This is a genomic window from Pseudomonas sp. G166, from assembly GCF_037027455.2.
In the GTDB taxonomy this organism is placed as follows: Bacteria; Pseudomonadota; Gammaproteobacteria; order Pseudomonadales; family Pseudomonadaceae; genus Aquipseudomonas.
Window position 1 is genome coordinate 4499031 of record NZ_CP146985.1, and the last position, 23270, is coordinate 4522300.

29 protein-coding genes and 2 pseudogenes are annotated in these 23270 nt (G+C 57.8%); 2 read left to right on the forward strand and 29 right to left on the reverse strand.

Annotated features, from left to right (window positions below; translation table 11 throughout):
* Positions 1-42 precede the first annotated feature (42 nt).
* The 28 genes and pseudogenes from SGN16_RS19555 to SGN16_RS19690 form a co-directional block, all read right to left on the reverse strand.
* Entirely contained in the window at positions 43-387 is a 345-nt protein-coding gene (locus SGN16_RS19555; RefSeq protein ID WP_335944430.1) for a hypothetical protein, read from the reverse strand.
* Between the two features lie 86 nt (positions 388-473).
* Positions 474-761 (reverse strand): hypothetical protein, encoded by a 288-nt coding sequence (locus SGN16_RS19560; RefSeq protein ID WP_335944431.1) that lies wholly within the window; start codon positions 759-761, stop codon positions 474-476.
* 485 nt (positions 762-1246) lie between these two features.
* Positions 1247-1438: pseudogene (locus SGN16_RS19565) on the reverse strand (hypothetical protein); the annotation flags it as partial.
* A gap of 13 nt (positions 1439-1451) precedes the next feature.
* Entirely contained in the window at positions 1452-2222 is a 771-nt protein-coding gene (locus tag SGN16_RS19570) for a Mov34/MPN/PAD-1 family protein (RefSeq protein ID WP_335944432.1), read from the reverse strand.
* Between the two features lie 21 nt (positions 2223-2243).
* Positions 2244-2927: a phage minor tail protein L gene (locus SGN16_RS19575; RefSeq protein WP_335944433.1), complete on the reverse strand. Its 684-nt coding sequence runs from the start codon at positions 2925-2927 to the stop codon at positions 2244-2246.
* 21 nt (positions 2928-2948) lie between these two features.
* Positions 2949-3290, reverse strand: coding sequence for a hypothetical protein (locus tag SGN16_RS19580; RefSeq protein ID WP_335944434.1), 342 nt, complete (start codon positions 3288-3290; stop codon positions 2949-2951).
* Entirely contained in the window at positions 3287-4669 is a 1383-nt protein-coding gene (locus tag SGN16_RS19585; RefSeq protein WP_335944435.1) for a hypothetical protein, read from the reverse strand. Before SGN16_RS19585 ends, SGN16_RS19580 begins: the two co-directional genes overlap by 4 nt.
* Positions 4666-5004 (reverse strand): phage tail protein, encoded by a 339-nt coding sequence (locus SGN16_RS19590; RefSeq protein ID WP_335944436.1) that lies wholly within the window; start codon positions 5002-5004, stop codon positions 4666-4668. The genes SGN16_RS19585 and SGN16_RS19590 overlap by 4 nt, the downstream gene beginning before the upstream one ends.
* Before the next feature lie 39 nt (positions 5005-5043).
* On the reverse strand, positions 5044-8085 hold the full coding sequence (locus SGN16_RS19595; RefSeq protein WP_335944437.1) for a phage tail tape measure protein: 3042 nt from the start codon (positions 8083-8085) through the stop codon (positions 5044-5046).
* A 27-nt stretch (positions 8086-8112) separates the two neighbouring features.
* The gene (locus SGN16_RS19600) at positions 8113-8385 is read right to left on the reverse strand and encodes a DUF1799 domain-containing protein (protein WP_013693849.1); all 273 of its coding nucleotides are present in this window, start codon (positions 8383-8385) and stop codon (positions 8113-8115) included.
* A gap of 47 nt (positions 8386-8432) precedes the next feature.
* Complete coding sequence (locus SGN16_RS19605; protein WP_116832989.1) at positions 8433-8816, reverse strand: phage tail assembly chaperone; 384 nt, start codon at positions 8814-8816, stop codon at positions 8433-8435.
* 9 nt (positions 8817-8825) lie between these two features.
* Positions 8826-9473, reverse strand: a complete 648-nt coding sequence (locus SGN16_RS19610) for a phage tail protein (RefSeq protein ID WP_335944438.1) — start codon at positions 9471-9473, stop codon at positions 8826-8828.
* A gap of 392 nt (positions 9474-9865) precedes the next feature.
* Positions 9866-10282: a phage tail terminator-like protein gene (locus SGN16_RS19615; protein WP_335944439.1), complete on the reverse strand. Its 417-nt coding sequence runs from the start codon at positions 10280-10282 to the stop codon at positions 9866-9868.
* Positions 10279-10875 (reverse strand): hypothetical protein, encoded by a 597-nt coding sequence (locus SGN16_RS19620; RefSeq protein WP_335944440.1) that lies wholly within the window; start codon positions 10873-10875, stop codon positions 10279-10281. Before SGN16_RS19620 ends, SGN16_RS19615 begins: the two co-directional genes overlap by 4 nt.
* On the reverse strand, positions 10872-11240 hold the full coding sequence (locus tag SGN16_RS19625) for a hypothetical protein (RefSeq protein WP_335944441.1): 369 nt from the start codon (positions 11238-11240) through the stop codon (positions 10872-10874). The genes SGN16_RS19620 and SGN16_RS19625 overlap by 4 nt, the downstream gene beginning before the upstream one ends.
* Positions 11241-11259: 19 nt before the next feature.
* Entirely contained in the window at positions 11260-11448 is a 189-nt protein-coding gene (locus SGN16_RS19630) for a hypothetical protein (protein ID WP_335944442.1), read from the reverse strand.
* A 32-nt stretch (positions 11449-11480) separates the two neighbouring features.
* A complete protein-coding gene (locus SGN16_RS19635) occupies positions 11481-11984 on the reverse strand; it encodes a DnaT-like ssDNA-binding protein (RefSeq protein ID WP_335944443.1) in 504 nt (167 codons plus the stop codon).
* Between the two features lie 3 nt (positions 11985-11987).
* Positions 11988-12290 (reverse strand): HeH/LEM domain-containing protein, encoded by a 303-nt coding sequence (locus SGN16_RS19640; RefSeq protein WP_335944444.1) that lies wholly within the window; start codon positions 12288-12290, stop codon positions 11988-11990.
* 53 nt (positions 12291-12343) lie between these two features.
* A complete protein-coding gene (locus tag SGN16_RS19645; protein WP_335944445.1) occupies positions 12344-13312 on the reverse strand; it encodes a major capsid protein in 969 nt (322 codons plus the stop codon).
* An 11-nt stretch (positions 13313-13323) separates the two neighbouring features.
* Positions 13324-14031 (reverse strand): hypothetical protein, encoded by a 708-nt coding sequence (locus SGN16_RS19650; RefSeq protein WP_335944446.1) that lies wholly within the window; start codon positions 14029-14031, stop codon positions 13324-13326.
* A gap of 148 nt (positions 14032-14179) precedes the next feature.
* Positions 14180-14773 carry a hypothetical protein gene (locus tag SGN16_RS19655; protein WP_335944447.1) on the reverse strand — a complete coding sequence of 198 codons (594 nt, stop codon included), beginning with the start codon at positions 14771-14773 and terminating at the stop codon, positions 14180-14182.
* 92 nt (positions 14774-14865) lie between these two features.
* A complete protein-coding gene (locus SGN16_RS19660; protein ID WP_335944448.1) occupies positions 14866-15954 on the reverse strand; it encodes a minor capsid protein in 1089 nt (362 codons plus the stop codon).
* Positions 15929-17389 (reverse strand): DUF4055 domain-containing protein, encoded by a 1461-nt coding sequence (locus SGN16_RS19665; protein WP_335944449.1) that lies wholly within the window; start codon positions 17387-17389, stop codon positions 15929-15931. Before SGN16_RS19665 ends, SGN16_RS19660 begins: the two co-directional genes overlap by 26 nt.
* Positions 17389-18876 (reverse strand): terminase, encoded by a 1488-nt coding sequence (locus SGN16_RS19670; protein ID WP_335944450.1) that lies wholly within the window; start codon positions 18874-18876, stop codon positions 17389-17391. Before SGN16_RS19670 ends, SGN16_RS19665 begins: the two co-directional genes overlap by 1 nt.
* Position 18877: 1 nt before the next feature.
* On the reverse strand, positions 18878-19477 hold the full coding sequence (locus tag SGN16_RS19675) for a hypothetical protein (protein ID WP_335944451.1): 600 nt from the start codon (positions 19475-19477) through the stop codon (positions 18878-18880).
* Between the two features lie 316 nt (positions 19478-19793).
* Positions 19794-20234: a proteasome subunit beta gene (locus SGN16_RS19680; protein WP_335944452.1), complete on the reverse strand. Its 441-nt coding sequence runs from the start codon at positions 20232-20234 to the stop codon at positions 19794-19796.
* 343 nt (positions 20235-20577) lie between these two features.
* Positions 20578-20898: a hypothetical protein gene (locus SGN16_RS19685; protein WP_335944453.1), complete on the reverse strand. Its 321-nt coding sequence runs from the start codon at positions 20896-20898 to the stop codon at positions 20578-20580.
* Positions 20895-21224: an MFS transporter gene (locus SGN16_RS19690; protein ID WP_335944454.1), complete on the reverse strand. Its 330-nt coding sequence runs from the start codon at positions 21222-21224 to the stop codon at positions 20895-20897. The genes SGN16_RS19685 and SGN16_RS19690 overlap by 4 nt, the downstream gene beginning before the upstream one ends.
* 140 nt (positions 21225-21364) lie before the next feature.
* On the opposite strand from SGN16_RS19690, the gene SGN16_RS19695 reads away from it, so the two are divergent.
* Together SGN16_RS19695 and SGN16_RS19700 are read left to right on the forward strand one after the other, a co-directional pair.
* Positions 21365-21565, forward strand: coding sequence for a type II toxin-antitoxin system HicA family toxin (locus tag SGN16_RS19695; RefSeq protein WP_335944455.1), 201 nt, complete (start codon positions 21365-21367; stop codon positions 21563-21565).
* Positions 21566-21595: 30 nt separating this feature from the next.
* A pseudogene (locus tag SGN16_RS19700) lies at positions 21596-22006 on the forward strand (type II toxin-antitoxin system HicB family antitoxin); the annotation flags it as partial.
* Between the two features lie 591 nt (positions 22007-22597).
* On the opposite strand, the gene SGN16_RS19705 reads toward SGN16_RS19700, so the two are convergent.
* Positions 22598-23179: a hypothetical protein gene (locus SGN16_RS19705; RefSeq protein WP_335944456.1), complete on the reverse strand. Its 582-nt coding sequence runs from the start codon at positions 23177-23179 to the stop codon at positions 22598-22600.
* Between the last annotated feature and the right edge of the window lie 91 nt (positions 23180-23270).

Below are 23270 nucleotides of genomic sequence, written 5' to 3' on the forward strand. Positions count from 1 at the left end.
AAAAAACCGCCCGAAGGCGGCTTGCTTGATGTTTCTTGGGTTCTATAAGCAGCTTCTGACAGCCTGCTGCATCTCGCCTCGCCCATAACCAAGTGCCCAGGCCATGCGCTGGTACAGCTTTACGGCGGTGCCTTTGGACGTCTTGCGGATGCTCAACAGCTCGTCGGTCATGTTGTTGGTCGCGGCGATCAGTCGGTAGCCATACTCCGTTTCAGACATGGTCACGTCGCTGCGCGCATCCTGCCATCTCGGGAGAACGCAAAGTGCGTACTGCTTCGGGTCCTTCGACGTACTGGCCGATATGCTGGGGTCCTTCGACTCCAGGTCGCCAGGGGAAACACACCCTGCCAGCAAAGCAACAGCTACCGCGCCTACGAACATTCTCATGGGCCACTCCTGTGGAAGATGGCCACAAGATATCAGAAAATGGAAAAACCCAGCGGGTGGGCTGGGCCAGAACTCAACTCCTGGCACTACTTGAAGCTGGACGGAATCACGGGAACCTCCACAACCTTCCCGTCCACCATTCTGAAGGAAATAACACGGCTAGCTCCGCTCATCCCGTTCGCATGGCTCCATATCCACATCTGACCGTCAGCTCGGGAAACCACAGAATAGGGAGGCCCCATGATTTGAGTAACCTCATCCTCGGTCATCCCGACCTTAACTTTCCTAGCATCATCGTACGAAAAGTTCGTCCCGGCGCAGCCTGAAAGCACAAGCGCCAGTACGGCAGTGGCGGCAAAGTTGATAATCCTCATGGCTCTTCCTCATCCTTAAAGAATCGACTGTACCACCGGCTTCCGCCTGTACGAATCCCCAGTAACGCGCCTCAGCGATTCGGTAGTAGCGTTCGGCTATACCGCATGGATAGCTCGTTTGGGGTGGAAAGGTGAGACAGAAAACTCCTGGGGACAGGATCAGAGAGGCTTCGGCAATGCCTAGCGCGGATGAGCGATGGGTCCGAACTCTTCGTTACGCGATGATGCTGGAAATTGAAGCGTTTATGGATCGCGAGAACTTTCGCCGGACACTCTCTCCGCAACAGGCGGACGCGTTGACCGGTTCTGATCGGCTTGCTTACCGGTTCAGTCGATGCACTGACATGCTCGACATGATCGCCCCCATCGAGAATGAGCGCCCTGCTAACTCAGCCAGATTGGCGATCGATTTCGCGGACTATCTTCAAGATCGATACTTGAATCCAAGGTGCGAGCCTCCACAGTCGCTGACGGGGGAGCTGTTATCAATGGATCTTGGTATTTGAATAACGGATTTCCACGTTAAGTGGCTGTGCATTTTTGTGCCTGAGGATCAGATGTGTTCTGTTAAGCCAATGGCCGCCCAAGACGATGATTTCACTCGGCCTGCCGTGTAGGTGATGCAGTAGGAGTGGCTCTGGGCCGAAGGTGTCGACTTCCTCTCCGTGCACCGGTGGGCCCGCCCCCCTCCTAAAGCTTGGCGTCCCGGTGGCGCCAGTAGCTGACCGTTACCTCAACAAAGTATCCGCCGTACACATCCCGCTTGCTGTCTCGGTTGTAGAGATGATGCAGAATGGATCCTGGTGCGGGGTAGTGCTCGGGCTCGGTCTTCAGCATCCCGTCGGCCAGATAAATCCCGGCATGGTTCGGTACCGGCGACCGGATCTGCATCAGGACGATGTCGCCGTGCTGCAGCGTCGATACCTTTTCGAAGCCGGCGGCTGGCAGATTCTCCAAATATAGGTTTCCGCCCTTCTCCCACCAGCCGTCCTCGCGCTCATAGTCGCCAAGGTCGATTCCCATCTCGCGACGGTAAAAGTCCAGAATAATGCTGAGACAGTCGTGCACGCCATGGGCGAATTTCCGGCCAATCAAAGGCGCCTCATATCCGGCCGGCGAAAAGCTCACCATTTCACCGGCACGCACGACGCCATCATCCCCCTTGCGAACTTCAAGGATGTGCCAGGGCAATTCTGAGGCCTCGCATGAGACGCGGTCAGCCTCGCTGGGTGTGGCCGGGTAATCTGGATGGCTGTGCACAACGGCCAACACCTGGCCTCGATCCTCGGCGGCGGCATAATCCTCCGGCGCCAGGCGGAAATGCTCGCTGGGCGTCGAGGCCGTGTTTCGGCACGGCACATACACTTCCTTGCGCCCTTCGCACACCAGCAGCCCGCAGGCCTCGCGCGGGTATTCGGCCAGGGCATGAGCCTCGACTGCCGCTCTGTTTGATTTGTTCATCAGGGTGCGCTCGCTGAGGCATTACTGCCGCAAGAGACCTGCGGCAGGGAATGAGCCGTAAGGCAATGGGTTGTTTTCACCGAAGCGAAGCTTGCAACTGGTAAGCCGGCCGCCGCACTTGTCCTTGGCCGCATCAGTCACAATGACGTCGTTCTCGTCGGCCACCGGCGGGCCGTTGTAGCCGCAGTAGGGACCGCGATACCCACCACATGAAAGCCACCAACACACGTTGGCCACGATTTGGCGCCGAGGCAACTGCACACCCGCAAAGTCCAACGCGGTCGCAAGTTCGAACTGAACGACTTGGTTGTCCTCCGACGCCTTGCGCTCGACGTACCAGATATCTGGCGGCAGCTCTTCCTCTGGGTCAGCCTCAGGATGGCCGTCCAGGTACTTGCCCAGCGTGCGGTGCCGGATCAGCTTCGCGCCGACCAAGTCCTCGAAGTACAGGACCAGCGCCGTGATAAATCCGCCTACGTTGCCAACCGACAGCGTCGGCGTCGGCTGCGTGCCCTGCCCAGTCATCTCGAAGCCCTCAGCCTTGATCGGCCAGGGCGAGTACTCTTTTCCCTGCCAGAAGATCGATGCCTCCTGCGGGTAACCGTGGAACCGGTAAAGCTCAGCGCCAAGCACCGTGGCATCGAATTCAAAAAGCTCCACCCACGCGCCAGGCTCCAAGGTCTGGATATCGGCCAGAATTGGCATTGGATTTCCTCAGACTTTGTTTCAGGTTGGCTGAATTGGGCGCTTACTGCTGTTAGGGAAGTCAGGGTTATCTGCGGTCCATTTGCGCAGTGCAAGCCAGTACTTCTGCCAGCTATCCACCGTGCCCGGTAGATCGTCTGCTCCGTACGTCAAAGCGGTAACATTTTGCTGAGCTTTCGGCATTTCAATGTCTCGCCAAGCAAGTTCTCGACTCATTGCCGCAGCCAGGCTTTCAGACCATCCGGGAAACTGCCACACCTGGTCGGCATACTCAGGCGGCGGGCTAATCTCAATCCCATCGCCCAATGGTTCGCCATCTGAGCCACCAAGATAATTACCATCATTATTGATGTAATAGATCATGCTGCGGCCCTTATGATCAGCTGACTGTTAGATGGAGTGAGCTGCTGAGCTCCGGTTGAAGATGTGAGCAGCGGAATAGCTGATGCCATCCGAAATTTTATCGTGGTCGTGGTTTCATCTGTTATCTGCCCTCCCCAATAGGCAGAAGCATTCACATAAAGCGAAACATTTACTCGGGTGCCAATGGGGTATCCGGCTACAGCGGCAGTCAAAACAGCGATGGCCTGTGTCGTTTTAGGAAGAGTTCCGAGCCCGTGCGTAAAAGTTAGCTCTCCACCGACCGTCCAAGTAGTGGGAGCGCTTTCGTAATAATTCGTAAATACCTGTACTCCTGAAGAAATTTCGGTCCATGTAATGGTAGTTCCGTTATACCAGCCCTCAAAAACCCTCCCCATGCTGTTAAACGACACATTGTAAAATGTGTCATTTGTTGAGTACCGCTTTGCGAAGACCATGCAACCTGCCCCAACATTCAAAGGTGAGGACACAGTCGTATTGCCAACAGCCCTGTAAATTCCAGTAGGCACATGCTGCAAAAATGTAGTCAGCGCAGCCTGCGTGCCTTGGTTGCCAAGCCCCATCCATCCCGGGGTCAATAGTCTTCCACTCGTGGTATCGGACGCGCTCGCAACAGGAACCAAACCTAAATTCGTTCTCGCGCCTGAGTCGGTGTCTGCACCTGTCCCGCCTTGTGCAATAGATAATGCAGTCGTGAGCGCACTAAGGGATGTGATGTCGCTATTGGCTCCCTTCGCGGCCTTCAACCCAAGCGAAATAACCGCATCGCTGATTTGCTTTTGAAGTTTTCCGACTGCAACGAGAATTGTATCCGCTGCCGCGACCACCGCCGAGTTGGTAGTGACCAACCCTGTAAGGACGCTTGCGATGGTACGGGCATTGGTCCAGTACTTGTTGACGGATCCTTCAGGAACGTTGTCTGTAGACCCTGGCGAAGCCGTAAGCATGATGTACTGAGTTCCGCTCCATCGGTATTGGCTATTGGTGTTGATGGCTATGTAGATCTTGCCCGTCTCGCCCGTGGCGGGAAATGCGGCCAGACTAGCGAACTCAAGCACGTCATCCACGTAGCTCGGTAGTTGACTGGCCGGCACTACACCGCTGCCGTCCAGGGATGCCACGCCGCCTGGCTGCCCCTTCTGAGAAGCTGGAATGGCAGCATCTGCCTTGGCCTGCGCGGAGTCCGCCTTTGACCCCGCAGAGGAGGCGGCAACCGCTGCCGAGTCTGCAGTAGACTGTGCCGCGGTTGTCCTCTGGTCGAGCTCGGTAAAGTTGTCATTAATGACTTGGCCGCCAGATCGCAGGGTTTGCCCCGTGCCGTCGTTCGCAGCCCCACCGATATTGATTTGGACAATGCTCATGGGTGGAATGCCTGTTCAAAGGTTGCGGCCAGCATGTACACGTTTCCGCCAGCGTGCCGGGGTTGATATTCGTTGCATCGCATCAGAAGGGCTTCTCCGAAAGGTTCGGTCCAGCTGAAAGCTGTAGCGCCTTTATGCGCATCGAGGAATTCCATGATCTCGGCGATCCGCGACTTCGGGCCGGTGAAGGTCAGCGGCCAAGACTGGGTCTTGTTGTTGATCCCATCCTCCGCAGTCTGCTCGTACCCGTCGCCGAATTTTGCCGACTTGACGCGGAAACTCACGGTGCCGGAAGGCTCCTTGTCTGGAACCCAGGTGAAGGTTTCCATTGCCAAACGCCTCTGAAAAGATGACCCCGCCGAAGCGGGGATTGGTTACCGACCGTTGATGGCTTGCCAGATTTGGCCGCCTGGGCGAAGGTCCCTTGCGATTTGATCTTGGGCGCCCTGCTTTGCCGCTCTCGCGTAAGCCTGGGCCACTGCCTGGCTGGTGGATTCGTCAGTACCGGAGCTCTGGCCTTCGGGCACTGCGAAGTTCTGCTGGATCACCACCTGGTTGCTGCTGGATCCACTCCCACCTCCGACCGCCATGACTCCAAGCTTTCCGCCGGCCGTGCGGGTCAGCGGCATGATTGCCTCCTCCCCGGCCTCACCCATCACGCCAATATCACCGCCAGCCATGCCGAACGCTGTCGGCTTGCTGACGATTGAGTTCGTGAAGGCAGCGCCATTGGCAAACATCTGCACGCCGCCCGACCAGGCGCCGCCCTTGGCCTGAATGCTGCCTGGGGTGAAGCCTGATAGATCGCCGGAATACCCGGCCTGGGTTGAGCCAGCCGATGTCGCGCCGCCACCGAAATACGAACCAGCAGCAGATGCGGCTATGCCGAAAAGCGAGCTCAGTGCAGAAGAAGCCGCAGCCCTGGTCGCCATGCGAGCCATATCCGCCAAAATCGACTTCGCAAAATCCGCAAACGAAAGCTTCCCGGTCATGGCGAAGTTTACGATTGCGTCTTCCATCGAGCTGAAGGCATTGGTGAACAGGCTTTTCGTCTGCCCGGCCACGTCCCGCGCCGATTCCAGATAGTTCTGCCAGGCCGACGACGCTCCAGCGCTCCAGCTTCCCTGGGCGGCGGTCATGTCGTCGTAGTTGGCCTGCACGGTATCGTGCAGATCCTGCTGCGTCGCTTTCAGTGCGTTGAGCTTCTGCTTGTACTCGTCGGGGCTCATGCCGCGCGAGCCGTCGCCGTACTGATTCGCCAGTTCGAGCCGCTGCTGGTTGATGCGATCGTCGATGCCGTTCTGCTGATCCGTCAGCCCGCGCTGCCGATCGCCCTGGCCAAGGCCGGATGCTGCTCGAATCCCTTGCTGCCGAAGCGTGTCGACTTGGCGTTGCAGCGCCCCGGTATAGGTGCTGACGGCTAATTCCTGTTTCTTTAGACGGCCCTCTTCATTCGCGGCCAGCACGGCCAGCTCCGAATCGGATTCCTTCTGAGCCTTGACCATCGCCGAGCGCGCGTCGGCGATCTTCTGGTCCAACTGGATACGCTGAGCGGCTGAGGTATCAGCTTTACCCTTGGTCGCCTCAAGCGCCGAGATTTCCGCCTCGTAGGCGGCGGTTACCTCGTCGCGCTGGTTGCCAATCATTGCCTGGCGCTTCAGCAGGTAGTCCGACTGCGAGACCAGCCCAGCTTTTTGGGCCGCATCCAGTTCCTGTTGCGCGTTTTTGTAGTCGGACAGAATTGCGTTGAGGGCGTTTTTCGAGTCGTTGAAGCTGGTCAGGTCGACAGCACCTGCAGCTGTCTTCGGATCCTTGAACTGGTCGTTGATATTCGCAATGTTTTTATCGACGACGGCCTGATTCAGTCGTGCATCGTTGGGGCTGACTTTGCGAATATCGTCGAGCTGCCGCTTGTACTCCTTCAGTGCGTCGGCGCGCTTTTGCTCATTCGTCCAGGAGGACTTGGTCAGCGCATCAACCTTGCCCATCGCCGTGACAGCATCCCGCTGAGCTTTGGCCTGCTCACCTTCCCACTTGGCGATGTCCTCCGCCGCGGCCTTCTGGTCCTCCAGCATATTGAGCTGGTTACTGTAGAGCTCAACTATTTCCTTCTGGTTCTGGAACGCCCCGACATTTCCTGACTGGGCCTGCTCCAGGTTTCGCCGAGCTTGGTCGATGTCAGCATCGATATCGGGACGCCCCAGGTTCTTCAGGCTATCCGCTGCCCGCGCAACCGCGTTGTACCCCTTTTCCCAAAAACTCAGGTTTTCCAGAATTCTCGGGGTACGCTCGTTGATTGCGTCGGCGTATTGCTCGGTTGCCAGCTTCACCGCGCCGGCATGATCCCCCTGTTTCTCGAGCGCAACGATCTGCGAATAAACCGAGGCCGTCAGGTAGTGGTATTGCTCATTGAGCGCAGCCGAGGCCTTCACCGGCTCATCGGCGATTTTCTCGAACTCGGCTACCGTCTCCTTGACTGCCTTGCCGGTAGCTTGCCGCATCGACACAGCAGCCTGTGTGATGCCGAGGAAGCTTTCACCTGCGATCTTGCCATTCCCGGCCAGCAGCGCCAGTACCTCGGCGGCCTGCCCAGTTGTGCCGACGATTGCGCCTACCTGGCGCGCCATACCTCCAAGCTGCCCAGCGCTAACCCCGGCGTAGTTGCCGGTCGCAATCAGTGACTCGCTGTACTCATCCTGCTCTTTGGTACCCTTGTAATAAGCGAACCCTAGAGCGGTGACAGCGGCAGTGGCCAGCGCGAGCGGCGCCAGAATGGCGAGGAGTCCTGCTGCCGAAGCACCAGCACCCGCTCCCAACTGGGCCACAGCTCGCACGCCGCTGCCCCAGTCACCCGAGGACAGCGCATTACCCAGTTGAACGACGTTTTCCTGGGCCTGGCGGGTGCCAAGGCGCAGCTTGTCGAACCCAGTGGCGGTTTTTTCGAGCTTCGCGTAGTCCTTGTCGATCTTGCTCAGCGAAGAATTGAACTCATCCTGGCTGATCCGGCCGGCGTCGAGGTGCTTGCCCAGATCCTCAACCTGCTTGTCCAGCTTCGCCAGTGCGGCGCGGGCCGGGTCAATGGCACCCAAAAGGCTGTTCAGGGCCTTCTGCTCGTCCATGGCCGACTTGGCCAGAGCCACCTGCTGTTTATCGAGCTGAGCTGAGATTTTCGCCGCCTCAGCCTCGCCATAGGCGCCGGTCTTGGTCAACTTCGCCAGCGCATCACGCTGTTTTGCGAGATCCTGCGTGGTCTTGGCGCTGGTAGAAAGCGACTTTTCCAGCGCCTGCATTTCGTTCATCAGCGAAACAGCGGACTGCTCGGCGCGGCCGCCGGCCTTCGCCATTTCATCCAGGCTTGTCTTGGCCTGGATTGCATCGGCCGAGTCGATCTTGACGCCGAGTTCTGCAATATTCATCGACTCACCTTGAATAAGTACCCGTTCTCACGGGCGGTTATCGCGTAACTCAGCCATTACGGCGATCGCTTCCGACTCCATCACACGAATGTCCTGGAAAACTGTCGGCCGATCCTTTGCAGGCACACCGATAAGGCGCATCACGCTGGGCAGCACGGCATAATCAAGTCCGGTAGCGCCGCACGCGCCGGTGCGCCACTGCGTTCCCATGGCGTCCATAACGAGGAATGAAGGCCAGGCGTCCGGCCAGACTTCGAATGTCTCGTCATAGTCTTCAGGGGAAAATCCGAATACCGCCAATTGCTCGGCGGTTGCGGCTGGCTCGTAAAGCGCCCGGGCGGCGGCCGTCAGTTTCCCAGGCGGGCCTTGCCGAATGCATCGCTGTAGGCCTTGACCACGGCATCCGAAACACCGATGCAGCTCTTCACCAGAGCGGTTATGGATTCGTCATTCAGCTTGTCGCTGAAACCCCAGCCCACCACCAGATCTCGGACCTGCTCGACGCCCTGCTCGACTTCCGCTTCGGTGATTTCCGAGATGGTCGGCTCAATACCCTTGAAGCGTTCGTGCAAGGCCTCAGCCTTGGCGCTCCAGGCATCAAACAGTGCTGCAAGCGCGGTGCGGTCGCGGTATTGAAACGTGAACGGGACCATGACCGGCTTGCCGCCCACCTGGGGTATCGCTACGTCGACCGTAAAGGTCGGCTTCGGCGCGATTGAAAACTTTGCCATGAGGCCTCCTTATGCGTTGTAGCGAGTTGGGCGGGACGCGAACGACAGGGTGATGGTCCGGGTCATGATGTTGTTCCGGCTAAGCGTCGGCGTCGCAGTGATCGACACGTAGGCGTAGTAGAGGATGGTTGAGCCGGACGGGAGGTTTGCGCGAATCAGCCGCGGCTCCTTGTCTTCATCCGCAGCCTCAACGAACGCCACGAATGCCTGGTTTGGATCATCCGCCACCGGCAGCGTCATGCTGCTAGCCGACTTGGTGGTAGGGAGCTGTCGGTCGTCGTCATCCTCCAGGAAGCCGTAGGTCAGGAATTGCTGGTCGCCACCATTTGCCGCCGGCTCAGTGATCTGAGCGATCTGAGTCCAGCCAGAAGCGGAGCGGACAGAGCCGGCGCCCGAGCCGGCCGGGAAACTCTTGACGTTGGTAGTGTTGATCCCTTCCGCGGCGAAGTCGCCGACGTCGGAGTCAATGACCCGAGCCGGACGGCCGTTGAGTTTCGCCCAACCCGAGTCAACGACGATGATGTCGCCATCGGCTAGGCCGTGGGCCGCAGCGGTCAAGATGGCCGGATTGGCGTTGGAAATTGCAGTGAACGGCTTCGCAGCGCTCATGACGCTGGCGATTTCAAAGGTAGTGCCGTTGGGAATCGAAACGCTCATGGGTTTTCCTCTGTGCAGAAATGACAAAACCCGCTCAATGGCGGGTTCGGGGGTTGCCCAACGGGCGAATTATTTGGATGGTTTGCTATTCAGGAATTCGACTGTTCTCGTACTCCTCGAGCGGCAATCCTGACTCGGAACCAACGACAACACCGGTCAGCCCACAATGAGGGCAGCAGGCGTGTTTCTCGTCGTGCCACTTCGTGATCTGAGCTGGTTTTGACCATTGACCGCAGGCACTGCAAATACATTTTTCGCTCGCGTTGATTTCCTCACGGTTGTTCCAACCATGATCTTCGGCTGACCAGCCATTGTAGGCGCGCCTTTGTTGCATCATCCATGGGCTAGTCCTGGTCACTTCTACTCATAACGCGATTCTAACTCGATGCCGCTCAGTTGGTGTCGGCTCGGTACTGGAACGACACAGGCAAGGCGAACGCCGTGTCTTCGGTTTGTTCAGGCCCAGGCTCAACTGGCGTCATGATCAAGGCTGTGAGGCCGTTGCGAATCAATCGGTCGTTGAGTGGGTATAGCGCTGCAAGTTCGTCCGCGATCGTCTCGGCGCCGGATGGGCCGTTGCCGGCAGGCGTCACGATGGTGATCTGAAACAGGCCAGTGTACAGCCGGTGCGCACCGGCGAGGTCGTTGCTGTCGGTACCGGCCGGCAGCAGAAACGCTCGCAGGTACGTCTCGTCGCTGCTTGGGGTAAACGCAACGTTTTGGTACACGATGCGTAACGCGGGCATTCGAGCGCTCGCCCAGGCGTTCAGGCGAGACTCCAGCAGCAAGCGGATGATCTTGTGGCTCATACCTGATTATTCCTGATGGCCTCCTGCACGATCTGCTGGAAGCGGGCCACGGTTACCCGGACCATGCCGCCGGGGGCCTGGGTGGAATGGCCGAACTCCAGCGGGATCGCGTAGGGCAAATTGTTGACGATATAGGCCATCTGACCGGCGGTGAAATCACTAATTGCGGCCACCAGCGCGGCAGTGGTTTGGGCGCCGCTTGGGTCTACCTCGTCGAAGGTGACGCTCTCGACGACGCCCAGCGATATGTGCCAGTTCGCCCGGAACCGGCCGCCGACGTAGCCTTCCGGCGCGATGATATCCATCCCGTCGTTGAGCTTGCGGCCTTTCTTGAGCCTGCCGCCCTTCGTGAGGTTTTCCGGATCGCTACGCAACGCGCTGTTGTGATCGTCAACGGCCTTGTTGTACTCGGTCGCTACAGCGTTCTGCGCCCAAATCTCTGGGTTTCCCACGGGAGACATACGGATCAGGCTGCTACCGACCTCGATGATGATCTCGCGCACACTGGCGTCGATGGCTTCGCTGGTCTGGGCGGCAAACTCAGCCAGGCTCAAGGCGAAACTACCGGATTGGCCGGCGCCCGCCCTGCTCACGACCGCACCTGCAGCTCGTAGAGAATCGGCGTGCCGGCCGGGCTAATCTCTTTCAGCGGCGGAATGATCGACCATGTGCGCCCCTGAACGATGACTTTGTTCAGAAGATTGGGAGGCCAGTCCAGGCCCTGCGCAGCGATCTTGAGCTTCTTGTCGCCAACCTTGATTAGGCTGTTGGCCTGGAACTCCTGACCAGTAAAGTCAAGCAAAACGCCCTTGGAGGTCTGCTCGATGACGGCATCCGGTGGCACCGTACCTGTGCCAGGGTCGTACTCACCGACCGTGATGTCTCGAATGATCACGGGCTGGCCGAATTCTGTGATCATGTCCAGAGCCATCACGGCCATTTCGTCGTAGAAGGCCATGATGGGCTAACCTCGGTTTTTATCTTTTCCGTTGCTGTTCAAGCATATGGTCGGCCATGGTGGCGGCTGTCCCAAGCAGAACACTATGTGATTTTTTCAGCTTGTTAATTGCGTCATCTGGGAGCGCTGCCGCTTCCAAATAAACGATCTGTAAGGCAGCTGCATAAAAGCGATCCCAAGAAATCCTGTCTGCTGCGTTTAGTGCCATGTCAACCTCCATGATTGAAGATCGACAGTAGCTCACGCTCTAATCGCAAACAATCCACGCTTCAGCAAATAGTCAGCAAACTGCGTTGCACTCGGCCGGTCCGGTGCCGCTGGCAATAGCCTCCCACTGGTGTTGGAAATCGTCGCGTACTCGCGCGTTACAGCGCCCTCGACACGCTCCAGCGTAACCGCACCCTTTCTGCTCTCCACCGGGTCGATGTCGTCCCGGTGAATCTCGGCAGCCAAGGCCATCTGGCCGTATTGAATGCGCGCAGGGAGGTAGTTGTCTGGCTTGATTTCGCAATCCAGTTGGACACCCCGGCGCGGCCAGGCCAGAGCCTGATCACTGCTCATCTTCCGACCTTTCCAGATCATGCCATCCATCGCCAAGGCGGACCGGCGAAGCAACGCTTCTTGCGTGGGCACGTCAGCGGGGATGACGACGCCGAACTTCACGGCATACAGCGCTAGATCCGCGGCGCTCGCGTAGCTTTCGGCGTCAGGCTTCCCGGTGCCGTCCTCGATGATGAGTGTCATGAGTTATTCCGTAGGAATGAGTTTTACAAGATCGGCTTTCGGGGCTTTCGGGTCGAACTCGACGCCTTGGGCAGTCAGCCAGTCGCGCAATTCTGCCACACCCATCTTCGTCGGATTGGTTTCGACTTCGTCCGCTGCATACTCGGGTTTCAGCTTGGCCTTGGGCGGGCTATCGGCTTCATTGTCGCGGCTCTCGGTAGCGCTCGCATCGATGATGCGCAGGCCGGCCTTCTTGGCCAACGCCTTCACATCATCTTCGTAGCGGTGGAATGGCCCGGAAAGGTACCAAATGTTGTTATCAGTCATCGTTGCTACTCCGCTGCGCCAGAGCCCACTGCCCCGGCGCAGTCATTGAGGGGTTACTTGGAAGCGTCACCGATCAGAGCAACACCAGCGGTGTGCTTGATGCTTGTGGCGGTCTTGTCCCAGTTGGTACCGGTCGCCAGTTCAGCGTCGGTTGGCGACTTGCCGCCGGTGGTGGTGTCCCAGGTATAACCTTTCAGGCCCAGGCCGAAGGTGTAGTCGGTTTGCAGCGTGGTTTCGATACGCTCTTTGCCGTTGGTGGTCTCGACGTTGCTGATGATGTCGCGGCCGTCGTGGACCAGGGCAGCACCTTGCACCAGAGACAGGATGATTTCCTTGTTCGGGGTGCCGGCCTGCATCAGCGCCGGGGCATCCGTCACGACGGAGATCTTGCCGAGGATGTCCACCACGCGGACGTTGCCCGCCTGGAACAGCTGCTGCTGGTTCGCCAGGTTCTGGCCTACCAATTTATGGTAGCTGGTGCCCTGCATCACCTGGGTGACTAGGTTCTGGCTTGCGTCGCCGAACTTCGCGTGAGCGTTGTTCAGTGCGGCGTAGGTGATGCCAGCGGTAGCCGACACATCATTGACCGCGGCGGCCTGGGCGGTGATCGCAGCAACGAGCGCGGCAATGGCGGTGTTCAACTGGTCCTTGAGCAGGATTTCGGCGAAGGCGCGCGAGGCAACTTCAATACCCTGGGTGGTAGGACGCTCCAACCAAGTCATCTGCGACGGCTCGTAGCGGATCGGGCCGAAGCCGCCGGCGACTTTCACTGAGGTGTTCTTCAGCTCGGCCAGGTCGGTGGCAGCAACAGCAGCGTTTGCGCTGTAGCGGTCCACGCGTCGCTGGGCAGCAGCCAGGGTCTGGAAGAACGACTCTTGGAGGAAGTCGCCAGTGAAGCCGTCCGGGGACAGCACGATTGCGCCACGGCTGGCGGCGTTGAAAGCGGCGAGATACTGATCCAGCGTCTCGAGAGTCGCCGGCATGATGTATTCGTTGAAAACCTGCATTTGCGACAGGGACATGGGTTATTTCCTTACGATTGTGGGAGATCCGGGAACCGGCTCGCGATTGCTGCCTGTCGCTCCTCTTTGGTGCCGCCGATTTTTCCTTTTGCGGCCCCGCCGCTACCTCCAGCACCGCTGGCCCCGCCACCAGATGCCTTGCTACCCGCGATCAACGGCGCGAAGGCCGTGTCGTTTGCGAATTCTGCTTTCAGCTCATCCAGCGTTGCCGCCGAGAGCTTGCCCTGCTGGTCGAGGACGACCACGACAGGCTTCCCATCCCGCTGCTCAACGCTCAACCGGCGCTCAATGTGCGGCAACAGGGCTTTGGCGCTGCCTGGGATCGCCAGGGCAGACGCGATGTCAGTAGCGGTACGGCCGACAGTCAGATCCCGGATCTGAGTGCTCAGCACCCCACGCTCCTGCTCCAGCATGCCGTTCAGCTCAGCTTCGCGGCGGTTGTACTTTTCGGACCAGGACTTTTCTAGCTCTTCGACGTTGCCGGACTTTCGAGCGGCTTCTTCACGCTCAAGCCGGGCCTGCTCTTCCGCGTCCTTGCGAGCCTTCTCGGCGGCCTTCTTCTCGCCGAGCAGCTCATCAACTTTGGCCTTCAGGCCGGTGACATCTTCTTGCTGCGGCAGACCTTCAATGCCGAGTACGAACTTGCCGTCCTTCTCGGTGTAAAGAGCGCGCACGGCTTCATCTACCCCTTCCAGGGTATCCAGTTGGAATTTCAGCATTGGTTGTCTCCCAGAGACGTAGGTGCAGGCCCTGCCTGCGGGCATAAAAAAGCCCCGTCACTGACGAGGCCTGTGTAAATAATGACTATCAATAAGCCTGGCAACTCTAGAGCGCGGATAAAACATCCCAGTTCAACCGCTATAGAAGTCAGCCTTCATAGTGCTCGGAAATACTGAGGGTTCCTTCAATCAGCCCGATAACTGAATTATCTGCCGGGTAAACATGTGCCTTCATACTCGTTTCAACCACTACTTCCAGATCGGACAAATCGATTATTTCGTTATCCCCACAAATTTTCTCAGCGATTTTGCGGTACATGACGCCCTCAACGGTGATGCCTTCAACGTCGCCAAATTCCAAGCGTTTTGGGAATATTGTTTTCGTTGCAAGGCGAGCCTGCCCCCGATAACGCCGTGATCGCAAAAAAACACCAGTAACGAGGGCGCCTCGATCTCCCACCGAAATAATATCAATGTGAAACCCATAAGGCTCAGCGGCCTGCAAAAGCTTAATCCTTGGAAAGCTCGCTCTTCGCTGCCTGTCTGCAAGAGTTATTGCGATGATGGCAGCTGCTAATGCGCCAATTCCCGAGACCCAGTCTCCAACTGACCCAATTGCAGAAGATACAAACTCCAACGGTTTTGTTTCGGTGGTAGCGGAGATTCCAACTCCAATTCCAGCGAAGAAGGCAAACACAGGCCCAAGCACGACAGCTATTACCAGTAAAATTGTTCTATTCACTATTTGCCCCATTCATTTGAAGCAAAATCGTAGCATAGGCTCGCCCGTTTTCTGACCAGCTGAAGGCACAGGTACTCTCTAACCGACCGCCGCTATTTGATTCCCGCTCTCTCGAACGCCAGAGGCTCAAGAGCCTTCATCTGCACAAGGGTCAGAGGTGAAAAGTTGCGATCAAGCTGAAGCTCGGAGAATCGCTCGACGCTAAGGCCGCCCTCACGGAACAGCTTGGCGCGGACCGGGCCGATAGCCTTGTCTTGGAACGCCGCCGGCTGCTGCCTGAGCCAGTCGTAATAGCTGAGGTCTGCCCTCACCTGCTGGGTGCCGCCGTCGCCGATGGACGCCCGGGTGGCATCCTTGCTGAACAGAGCGCTGAAGCGGGTGACCGCAACCACCGTCGAGCGACAGTTGATGTGGATCGGCGGCCTCGGCCCCTCAGTCAGCTTGAACCGACGCTTATCCAGCGTCCGGCACTGGCTTGTCGTCTTCGAATCCAGGGTGCTGACCCACTCCACCGACTGCACAACATCGAAGTTCTCTTTCAGCGTCTCCATGCGCGCCTGGGTGGCGACGTGCTGCACGGCGGTTCTCACCACGGCGCCGGCGTTCCGGCTGGTCGTGGCAAGGATGCCGTCGTTGTACTGGAGCGCCTTGGTGCCGCGAATGTTCTTGATGATCTGGAAGTTGGTCTGGCCTTCGAAAAAGCCTTGCCTGATCGCACCTGTGAGGCGTTGCCGCTCGGTGCTGGTGAAGCCATCAATGAAGGTCTTGAGCAGCTTCCCGCCGTCCGCGCCACGCACGCTGAGCGGATTCGTGAGTATTGCCGCCCTGATTGCAGCAGCGCCCGGCACCGCCGCGTCGAAGGTGACGCCCACTGGTGCCGCCCTCGTCAGGCTGGTCGCTTCAAACTCAGCCTCGTAGTTGGCGATGTCCACCAGGTCTAGGCTCAGCTTCTCGCTGTACCGGTCGAAGATGCCCAGCAGCAGGCTATCCACCTCGCTCAGCAGCCGTTCCAGGCGGGCGACGGTGTAATCCGTCAAATCCGCCCGGGTCAGCCGTTCACGAATCGAGCGATCGATCTCCTTGAGGAATGGAGCGAACTTCGCCACCTCTCCCGACTTCAGTTGCTCCAGGAAGACGGCATGCCGGATGGTGGCGTCAAGGATTGCTTGGTTTGCCGCCATTCGGAATTACCTCGGTGTCGTCCAGGGCTGGCCCGGTGCTTTGCACTTCCAGCTCATCCCGGATGTCGTCGTCCGTCTTCTCTGGGTTGATCACGCCGCGATCACGCAGGTACTGCCAGAAGTCACCTTCCGGCAGCTTACCGCCCTGCACCGCATTGAACAGAGCAGCCAGAATCGTTGAGTCCAGAGTAATTTGGCTGAAGTCTTGGTTGAGCTTATAGACCACCTCACCGGGCGCATTGACGAACTCAGCCATCCAGGCCAGGCACTGGCTGTACGCCTCGCTAACGTTGCTCACTACCAGGGATAGAACGCTGTGTTCGGCGGCGCTATCGTTGTCGGCCTGGGTTGCGGTTTTCACTGCGCTACCACGCTCGATCAGCCGGGCGCCGAGCGACACCATGTCTTCCTTCTTGGCATCCATGGCCTCTTTCACAAGTGTGTTCGGCTCTGGCTGAGCAAACCCGCACGATCCATTGGCAGGAAGCGTCAAGGGGGCTCTGGAGCCGACATAGATGCCATTGGCTTCAAGGTGGTCGCGCCAAGCCTCATCGAGCCCGGAAATCCAGAACTGCGGCTGACCCGAGAACCAGACTGAGTCCTCATAGTCCGCGCTATTGCAGTAGTGACCAATGTTCAGCACGGCCATGTCGTACAGCGGCGCATCATCGATGCTGGTGTCATTGTTTTCGCTGCCGAGAAACTGGAACGGAATAATCTTCCACGGTTGACCAAGGCCATTCAGTGGTGTGAAAGGCGGGGTGATCATCGACGTCTCGCTACTGCCTTGCTGCCACACCTCCTGGGTATAAACACCGGCCTCGTCCAAGCGCAAAACCCGATATTGCACAACCTTTTCGCTACCGAAGCCGTCATCGGTATCAACGTCCACCGACTCCTGCAACACCACCAGGCTCAAAAGGTGCTGACCACCGACCTTACGGGTCTTCCAGTTCCTGATTGACTCGGCCGGGTAGCTGGCAACGCTCGCCCGCGCCCGGCCTGCTTGCTCGTCTGCCTTGCTCACCGTGCCAGGCTGAACGACGGCATAATCCACCAGCAGCCCGTGCCGGCCGACCTCAAGCAAATGCCCGATGACCGACTGCGACTGCTGATAGACGCTGACGCCCTGCCCGTCGATATCCCCGGACACGTAGTCGAGCGCACCCGGGACGGTCAGCGTGGGCCAGGTACGAAAAACCGCACCAACCAGGCTGTTTTTTGTCCGCCCCGTGGCGTTGTAGAAAACCGCTCGTTGCTTATAGGACTTGTACCGATCCTGGTTCTCTTTGCTCGTGTCATGCTCGTTGGGTTTCGGCAGATAGACATCGCCGCGCCCCTTGACCGTTTCGGAGCCCTTGCACACGTCGCGCACCAGCCGCCAACGGGACTGTGCCGCGTCATATTCCGGGCGGGTGTAAGTGACGTCTGCCATTAGCGTGCGAATCCCATTTTGATTGACTTGACCGGCTTCTTTGCGCTCTTAGCGACAGCGAAGTACCGGAATGCATCGGAGCCGTGAGACGTCCAGTCATGCAGCGGCTTGTCTTTCCAGCAGCCCTTCTTGTCGTCCCACTCCTTCCGATAGTTCTCAAGGCAGGCAATGCCTTCCTCGCATTTCGATTCATCGAAGGCGCACTTGGACAGAATCTCGCGAGCTTGCTCGATGCCATCGTCCACCCCGATCTTCGGCACGACCTGGAACGTCATGCGGTAGACCTGGCCGTCGATTTCGTAGCCTTCTCGGGCAATGTCTTTGCGCGTCTTGGCATCACTGCCGAACTCGCGGTTCTCGATGTCGTGCGGGCCCCAGTGCTCCGAATAGGTGTAGCCCTTGTTCTTGAGCACCTTCATGTAGTGCCGCAGGCCTTCGCCTGAGTTCTCGTAGTAATCAATGACGTGGTATTGCTCCCCGACCTGGCGCACAAACCAAATGGCGGTGGAGTCGCTCACACCGATGTCCCAAATGGTCATCACAGGCAGGTGGCTGTTGTCGGGCAGAGTGCCGATGCGCTGAGCTGCATACAGTTTGGTGAACTGCTGAGCGTAGTAAGCTCCCTCGACCGACTGCTGGAAGGCCTCGGCAGGGATCGACGGGTATTCCCGCTTCATGTCGTCGCCGAGTGTCTTTTCCTTGGCGGCGTACCAGGCGCGCTGGCCCGGGTTCGTATCGATGCCGTGCTTGGCGAACAGCTCATTGAAATAATCGATTAGGCGCTGCGGGATTGGCGCCTCGGCCGGGTCAAGCCAGTAGGCCTTGTTCTTCCACCAACTGAAGAAGAAGAACTTCCAGTCCAGCTTGCCCAGGGGTGTGCCTGATAGCTGCTGCTTCTCGGCACTCTGCGAGTAGTCGAAGAAGTAGCCGGCGCGACCTTCTGCTGTGGACTCAATAGTGACGAAACAGTCAGTGGCCACCGCCTCGAAGGCACCGGTGACGATCTCCCGGGCCTTGTGCGGAAACTTGGCGCAGATCTTCCCGAACTCGGATACGTGCAGATAACGCAGCGTGCCACCCCGGAACGAGGTACTGACGTAGATCGAACCACCCTTGCTGAACACCAGCTCGCCGGCGGCATCGTTGCTCGCCGGGTTGGCGGCCCGTATCTCTTTCGGCAGGTTGTCGTAGGCGTACTTCACCTTTTCCCGGAACAGACGCTTGGCGTCGTTCAGGGTGTGAGCAATCAGCGCGCACTTGGCCGACTCGAACAGAGCGGCGTCCAACTGGATGATGCAGCACTCAGTGGTGAAGCCAAGCTGCCGAGCCTTCAGGATGATGTTGCGTGTGTGCATCCCGTCGAAGTATTCAATCTGCTCGTCCGTCATCCGGAAGCGGACCTTTTTGCCCGCCTTGTCCGTGATGAAGTAGAGATTGTTCAGACGCCACCGCTTATCCCGGAGCAGCTTGATGTGCTCGGGCTTCATGTCAGGCGTCCTTCGATAGTTCGTCCATCATCTTCGAGAGTTCGTCGGCTTCGTCCGTCTTCTCCTTCTCGTCCAGGCTGTATGCCTGACGCTCCAGAACCTGCAGGTTCTTCATTGCAGAGGAAAGCTGGAACAGTGTTTTTGAGTTGCTGGGCAGCGCCACGGCGGCGAGCATTGATGCCCGGCGCATACCGTTGCTGTCCTCTGAGGTTTCATCCTCGATCGCGTCTTCGATCTCTTCGCGGCGCTGGATGGTGGTCATCAGATCATCCATCAACAAGTTCGCAAGGATCGTCGCTTTGCGGATGTCGCGGCGATGGCTGCGAACTACTCTGGCGCCTTCCTCTGCTGCCTCTTCGATGATCTCGGCATCCAGTTCGCAGTTCGCGCCTTGTTCATTGCGAACCTCTCCGCGAACCAGCTTGCTGCGAACCTCTTTGCGCACCTGGTCAGAAAGGTCTCTCGCCCATCCAAGGGCTTTGGCCTTCTTCCTGATCGCGGTGTCACTCACGCCTTGGCGCTCTGCGATAGTTCTGATGGAAAGCGAACCAGCCCGGTAGGCACGTTCGATTGCCTCCCAGTCGGGTTGCTTGGTTGTCATAAATTGTCTCAGGCACACCTAAAGAAGGGATTGAAATAGTGGCGCGTTGCCGGTATGTGTAGGGATCAAATCATCAGCAAGGAAAGCAACATGGCTATATCGGAAGACGCAAAAGTCGCCATCCAGACCATTAAGGGTAATCCCCCCTTGTCCAGGTCAAACGCTGTCGCAGCAGCTATTGGGCTGATAGCGCTACAGGTCCAAGCAGGCAAGGTGGATGATTTGGGGAAGGCGCTAGACGAACTTTCCAGCTTGGCGACAAAGATTCAGAGCGCCGCAACGTAATTGTTTAGTGCCGCACTCACCTGCGGCACGCCTACCCCGCCTTGCACAGTTCAATGACCACGGTACGAATCAAGCCGCCCGTGTAGATGTCACGCTTCATGGCCGCGAGCACTGCGTCTTCTGCGCTTGCGCCCATATCCATTGCAACCAGGGCATATGGTGCGCCACTGCCAATGGCGTCAGGGTTCGATGGGTCAAGCTCCTGTTTCCAGATGCCTGTCTTGTCGTCATACCCCACCATCATCAGCTTGCCACCATCGACGACGTAGCCCGAACATTCCACAGGAGTTGGTGACGGCGTCCCGAAGTAGGCCGCGATCAACGCCTTCTCATCGCACACGGCGCCAGACAGGAAGAAGCTGACACCATCTACCACCTGGCACTTCGAGCAATCGTCAGAAACGATGGCGCCGCTTCGGGTCTGGCGACCGTCATAGGCGATCACGCCGCCTTTGTAGGCGATGGTGGTCATAGAGCCCTCGCTTGATCTTGAAATGGACGCTGATTGCCGGTATTGGTGAAGGCCAATTCAGCAGAAGGAACTCGGCATGGATATCGTCTACATCGTTCAACGGAAACCGAGGGTTAGAGCCATTGTTCAAGGAAAGCGCCCGGGCCACCCAGTCGATCCCTTACCCCTGCCTGCGTACTGCTTCAAAGCTGTCGACACCAGGACTGGTGATTACCTTGGCGAATTCGATACCGAGGCCGATGCTCAAGCCCTATGCAATCGTCTAAACGCCCAACTTCCGCAAAATCAGCCTAGATAGTTAGTGTCGCGACACAATTTGCGGATACGCGAAACGTGTCGCGCCCTACCTTTTCTTCTCGCAGCCCATGCAGTGCTCACAGTTCAGGTGCCGGCAGATCCAGGCCTTGACCCGTTGCCAGTAAGTGACCATGAACAGGTGGCGAATGCCGGCCAGGGCCAGGGCGATGTGCAGCGTCAGGCCGGCAGTGGTCGGCCCGAACAGGAAGCTGTCATGTCGGGTGGTGACCACGTAGGCGCTGATGGCGATGGTCGAGTAGATCAGCTTCCCAAGGATGCCGTCCCTCACCTTCCCGCTCACTACGCACCAAAACGCCCACAAGGCGATCATGCCGCAGGCGATGGAGTTGATCAGTTCAAGACTCATGGTGGGTTGCCTCCTCCGAACCGCTGGCGGATAAGCGCCCAGAGGTCAGCGGCTTTGATAGCTCGGTTGATTGCTGCCAGAAGTGAGCCGCCGAACGTACCCAACAGGAAACCGATGCCAGCAACGATGCTGGGTTCGGTGACCTTCAGGTAGGCGCTCACCATGCCGGTCAGGTACAAGGAGCAGGCCACCCCCGTCACAAGAAAGATGCCCCAGGCGCGCCAGTCCGTGAGGTCGTCCTTATGCCACCAACTGGCAACGATGGCCCCAATGAGGCCCGCGATAACCCACTCGATCTTGTCGAGCAGGCGGTGCAATAGATCCATGCGCTCGACTCCGACTGTGCATGATTGAAGAAAAGAGACCTGCGACGGCCTGAGCATTGCCCGAAAATAAATAACACATAAGTGTTGTATCAACACAAAAGTGTTGTAGAGTTTAATCATCCAAACAACAAGGCGAGGTGATGAAGTTCAGCGAGTTCAGACGATGGTTGAAGGCCCAAGGGGTGACCTTCGAAGCAGGCAAAGGAAGCCACTTCAAAGTCACCGCCCCAAACGGCAACAGGACAACCTTCGCGGACCACGGGTCCAAGGAAATGCCGGAACCGACCCGCAAGGCGATCATTAAAAACTGGGGCTCTGATGAGCCCCTTCACCACATCTGAATGCTGAGCGATCACCTCCAAGGAGTGACCATGTACGACTATGCAATCCGCTTCGAACAGGACAGTAGCGCTCCAGGCGTTGCCGTTCTCTGCCGTGACCTGCCGGAGCTCAACAGCTATGGGGATGATCGGGAACACGCAATTCGCGAAGCCCTGGACGGGATCGAAAGCGCCCTCTCCATCTACGTCGATGAGCGCCGTGCAATTCCGCAGGCATCTGCACCCCAGGATGGCGAGCACGTCGTTCATCTTCCCACAGTGACCGTAGCGAAGATTGCGCTATGGAACGCCATGATGGAGCGGGATATGCGCAAGGCTGATCTGTGCCGCCTGCTCGGTGTGCACCAGGCCCAGGGCGACCGCCTTGTGGATTTCCTGCACACGTCGAAGATGGAGCAACTGGAGGCTGCTCTATATGCGCTGAACGTCAAGCTTCGATTGACTCAAGAGACGATCGTTGACCCGCTCGATATCTGGATAAACCTTCCAGAATCGCGAACTTCTGCCCGGTTTGCAGTGCGACAGCTTGTCGAAGCATTTGGCGAAAGTCGTGAACTGGTGGTCGGTAAATCCAATGCCAACAAAGATGAAATCAAGGATTACAGCGTCGACTTCATCTTGCGTGATTTTGCACACCCTGCCAGTCGCAACACTCGACAAGCTACCGTTCCGGTCATAGATGCCCTTGTGGCAACTGGTGTATTTCGTCGATCCCGAATGGTCGACCCAGCAACAGCGCGAGAGGTCGATAGCCTAGCGCTCATCTAAGCGCGTGCCGATTGTCTGTGTCTGCACCAGCCCATGCAATTGAATCGGCTCCAGCAGCACTCCCAGCCCGGGGGAATGGGTGTGGTGGAGCCGAAAACGAAAAAGCCCCGGCAAATGCAGAGGCTCTGTGAACGTAGAAAGCCAAAAAAAACCAACACTGGATCGGGCTTTTCTCGCAGAAAAAACCGCAAAGTGACGGAAAAACTAAAAACTCAAATCGATTCCGTCAGGCTTGCTCCGCGCCTCCATTTACATCAACCCTGCTTACTTCAACAGTTCACAATCTTCGAACATAGGAGTTTTGACGACATCACCTTTACCAATGCAAATGACCTTTACGGTGGCGCCCTTCTTCAACGTTGCCATAACGGCCAAGTCGGATTTTTCAAACTTAAACTGCGGCCCCATGAACTGGTTCGTGCCGGCCAGCACCAGGTAAGGCTTTCCGAGGAAGTCAGTATTGATGTCGGTGATTCGGCCGGTCACCTGAACTCGTTTACCCTTGAACTGGACGTCTGCGGCAACGGTGTTGTCCTCGTAACTCGAAGCTACTTGTGCGGCGGTGTAGGCCTTAAGGGGTTCGGCAGGAGCAGTTGCAGCAGCAGGGGCTGGTGACGATGTGGATGTCTTGGAAATCTGAGAACTGGTGTTGTTGCTTGACGTTGAGGACGGCGCCCCAGCACCAACGAGAATGGACAGCACAAGCCAGCCGAACCCGATGATTCGAGCGAGAAGCGAATGCCCCTTCCGCAGCAGAAACCATACGAAGACAAAGGGCAGGAAAAAGATCCCAAGCCCGAGAAGAAAACCGACATTTCGTTTAGTTGGCGCGGTCACTGCAGTCATATCGCTCTCCGTGGCGATTGGTAGGGGGAAGCATTTTGTACGCAGCGACATCAAAATGCTACCAGCGCACAAAGGAAGCCTCTAAAGCATT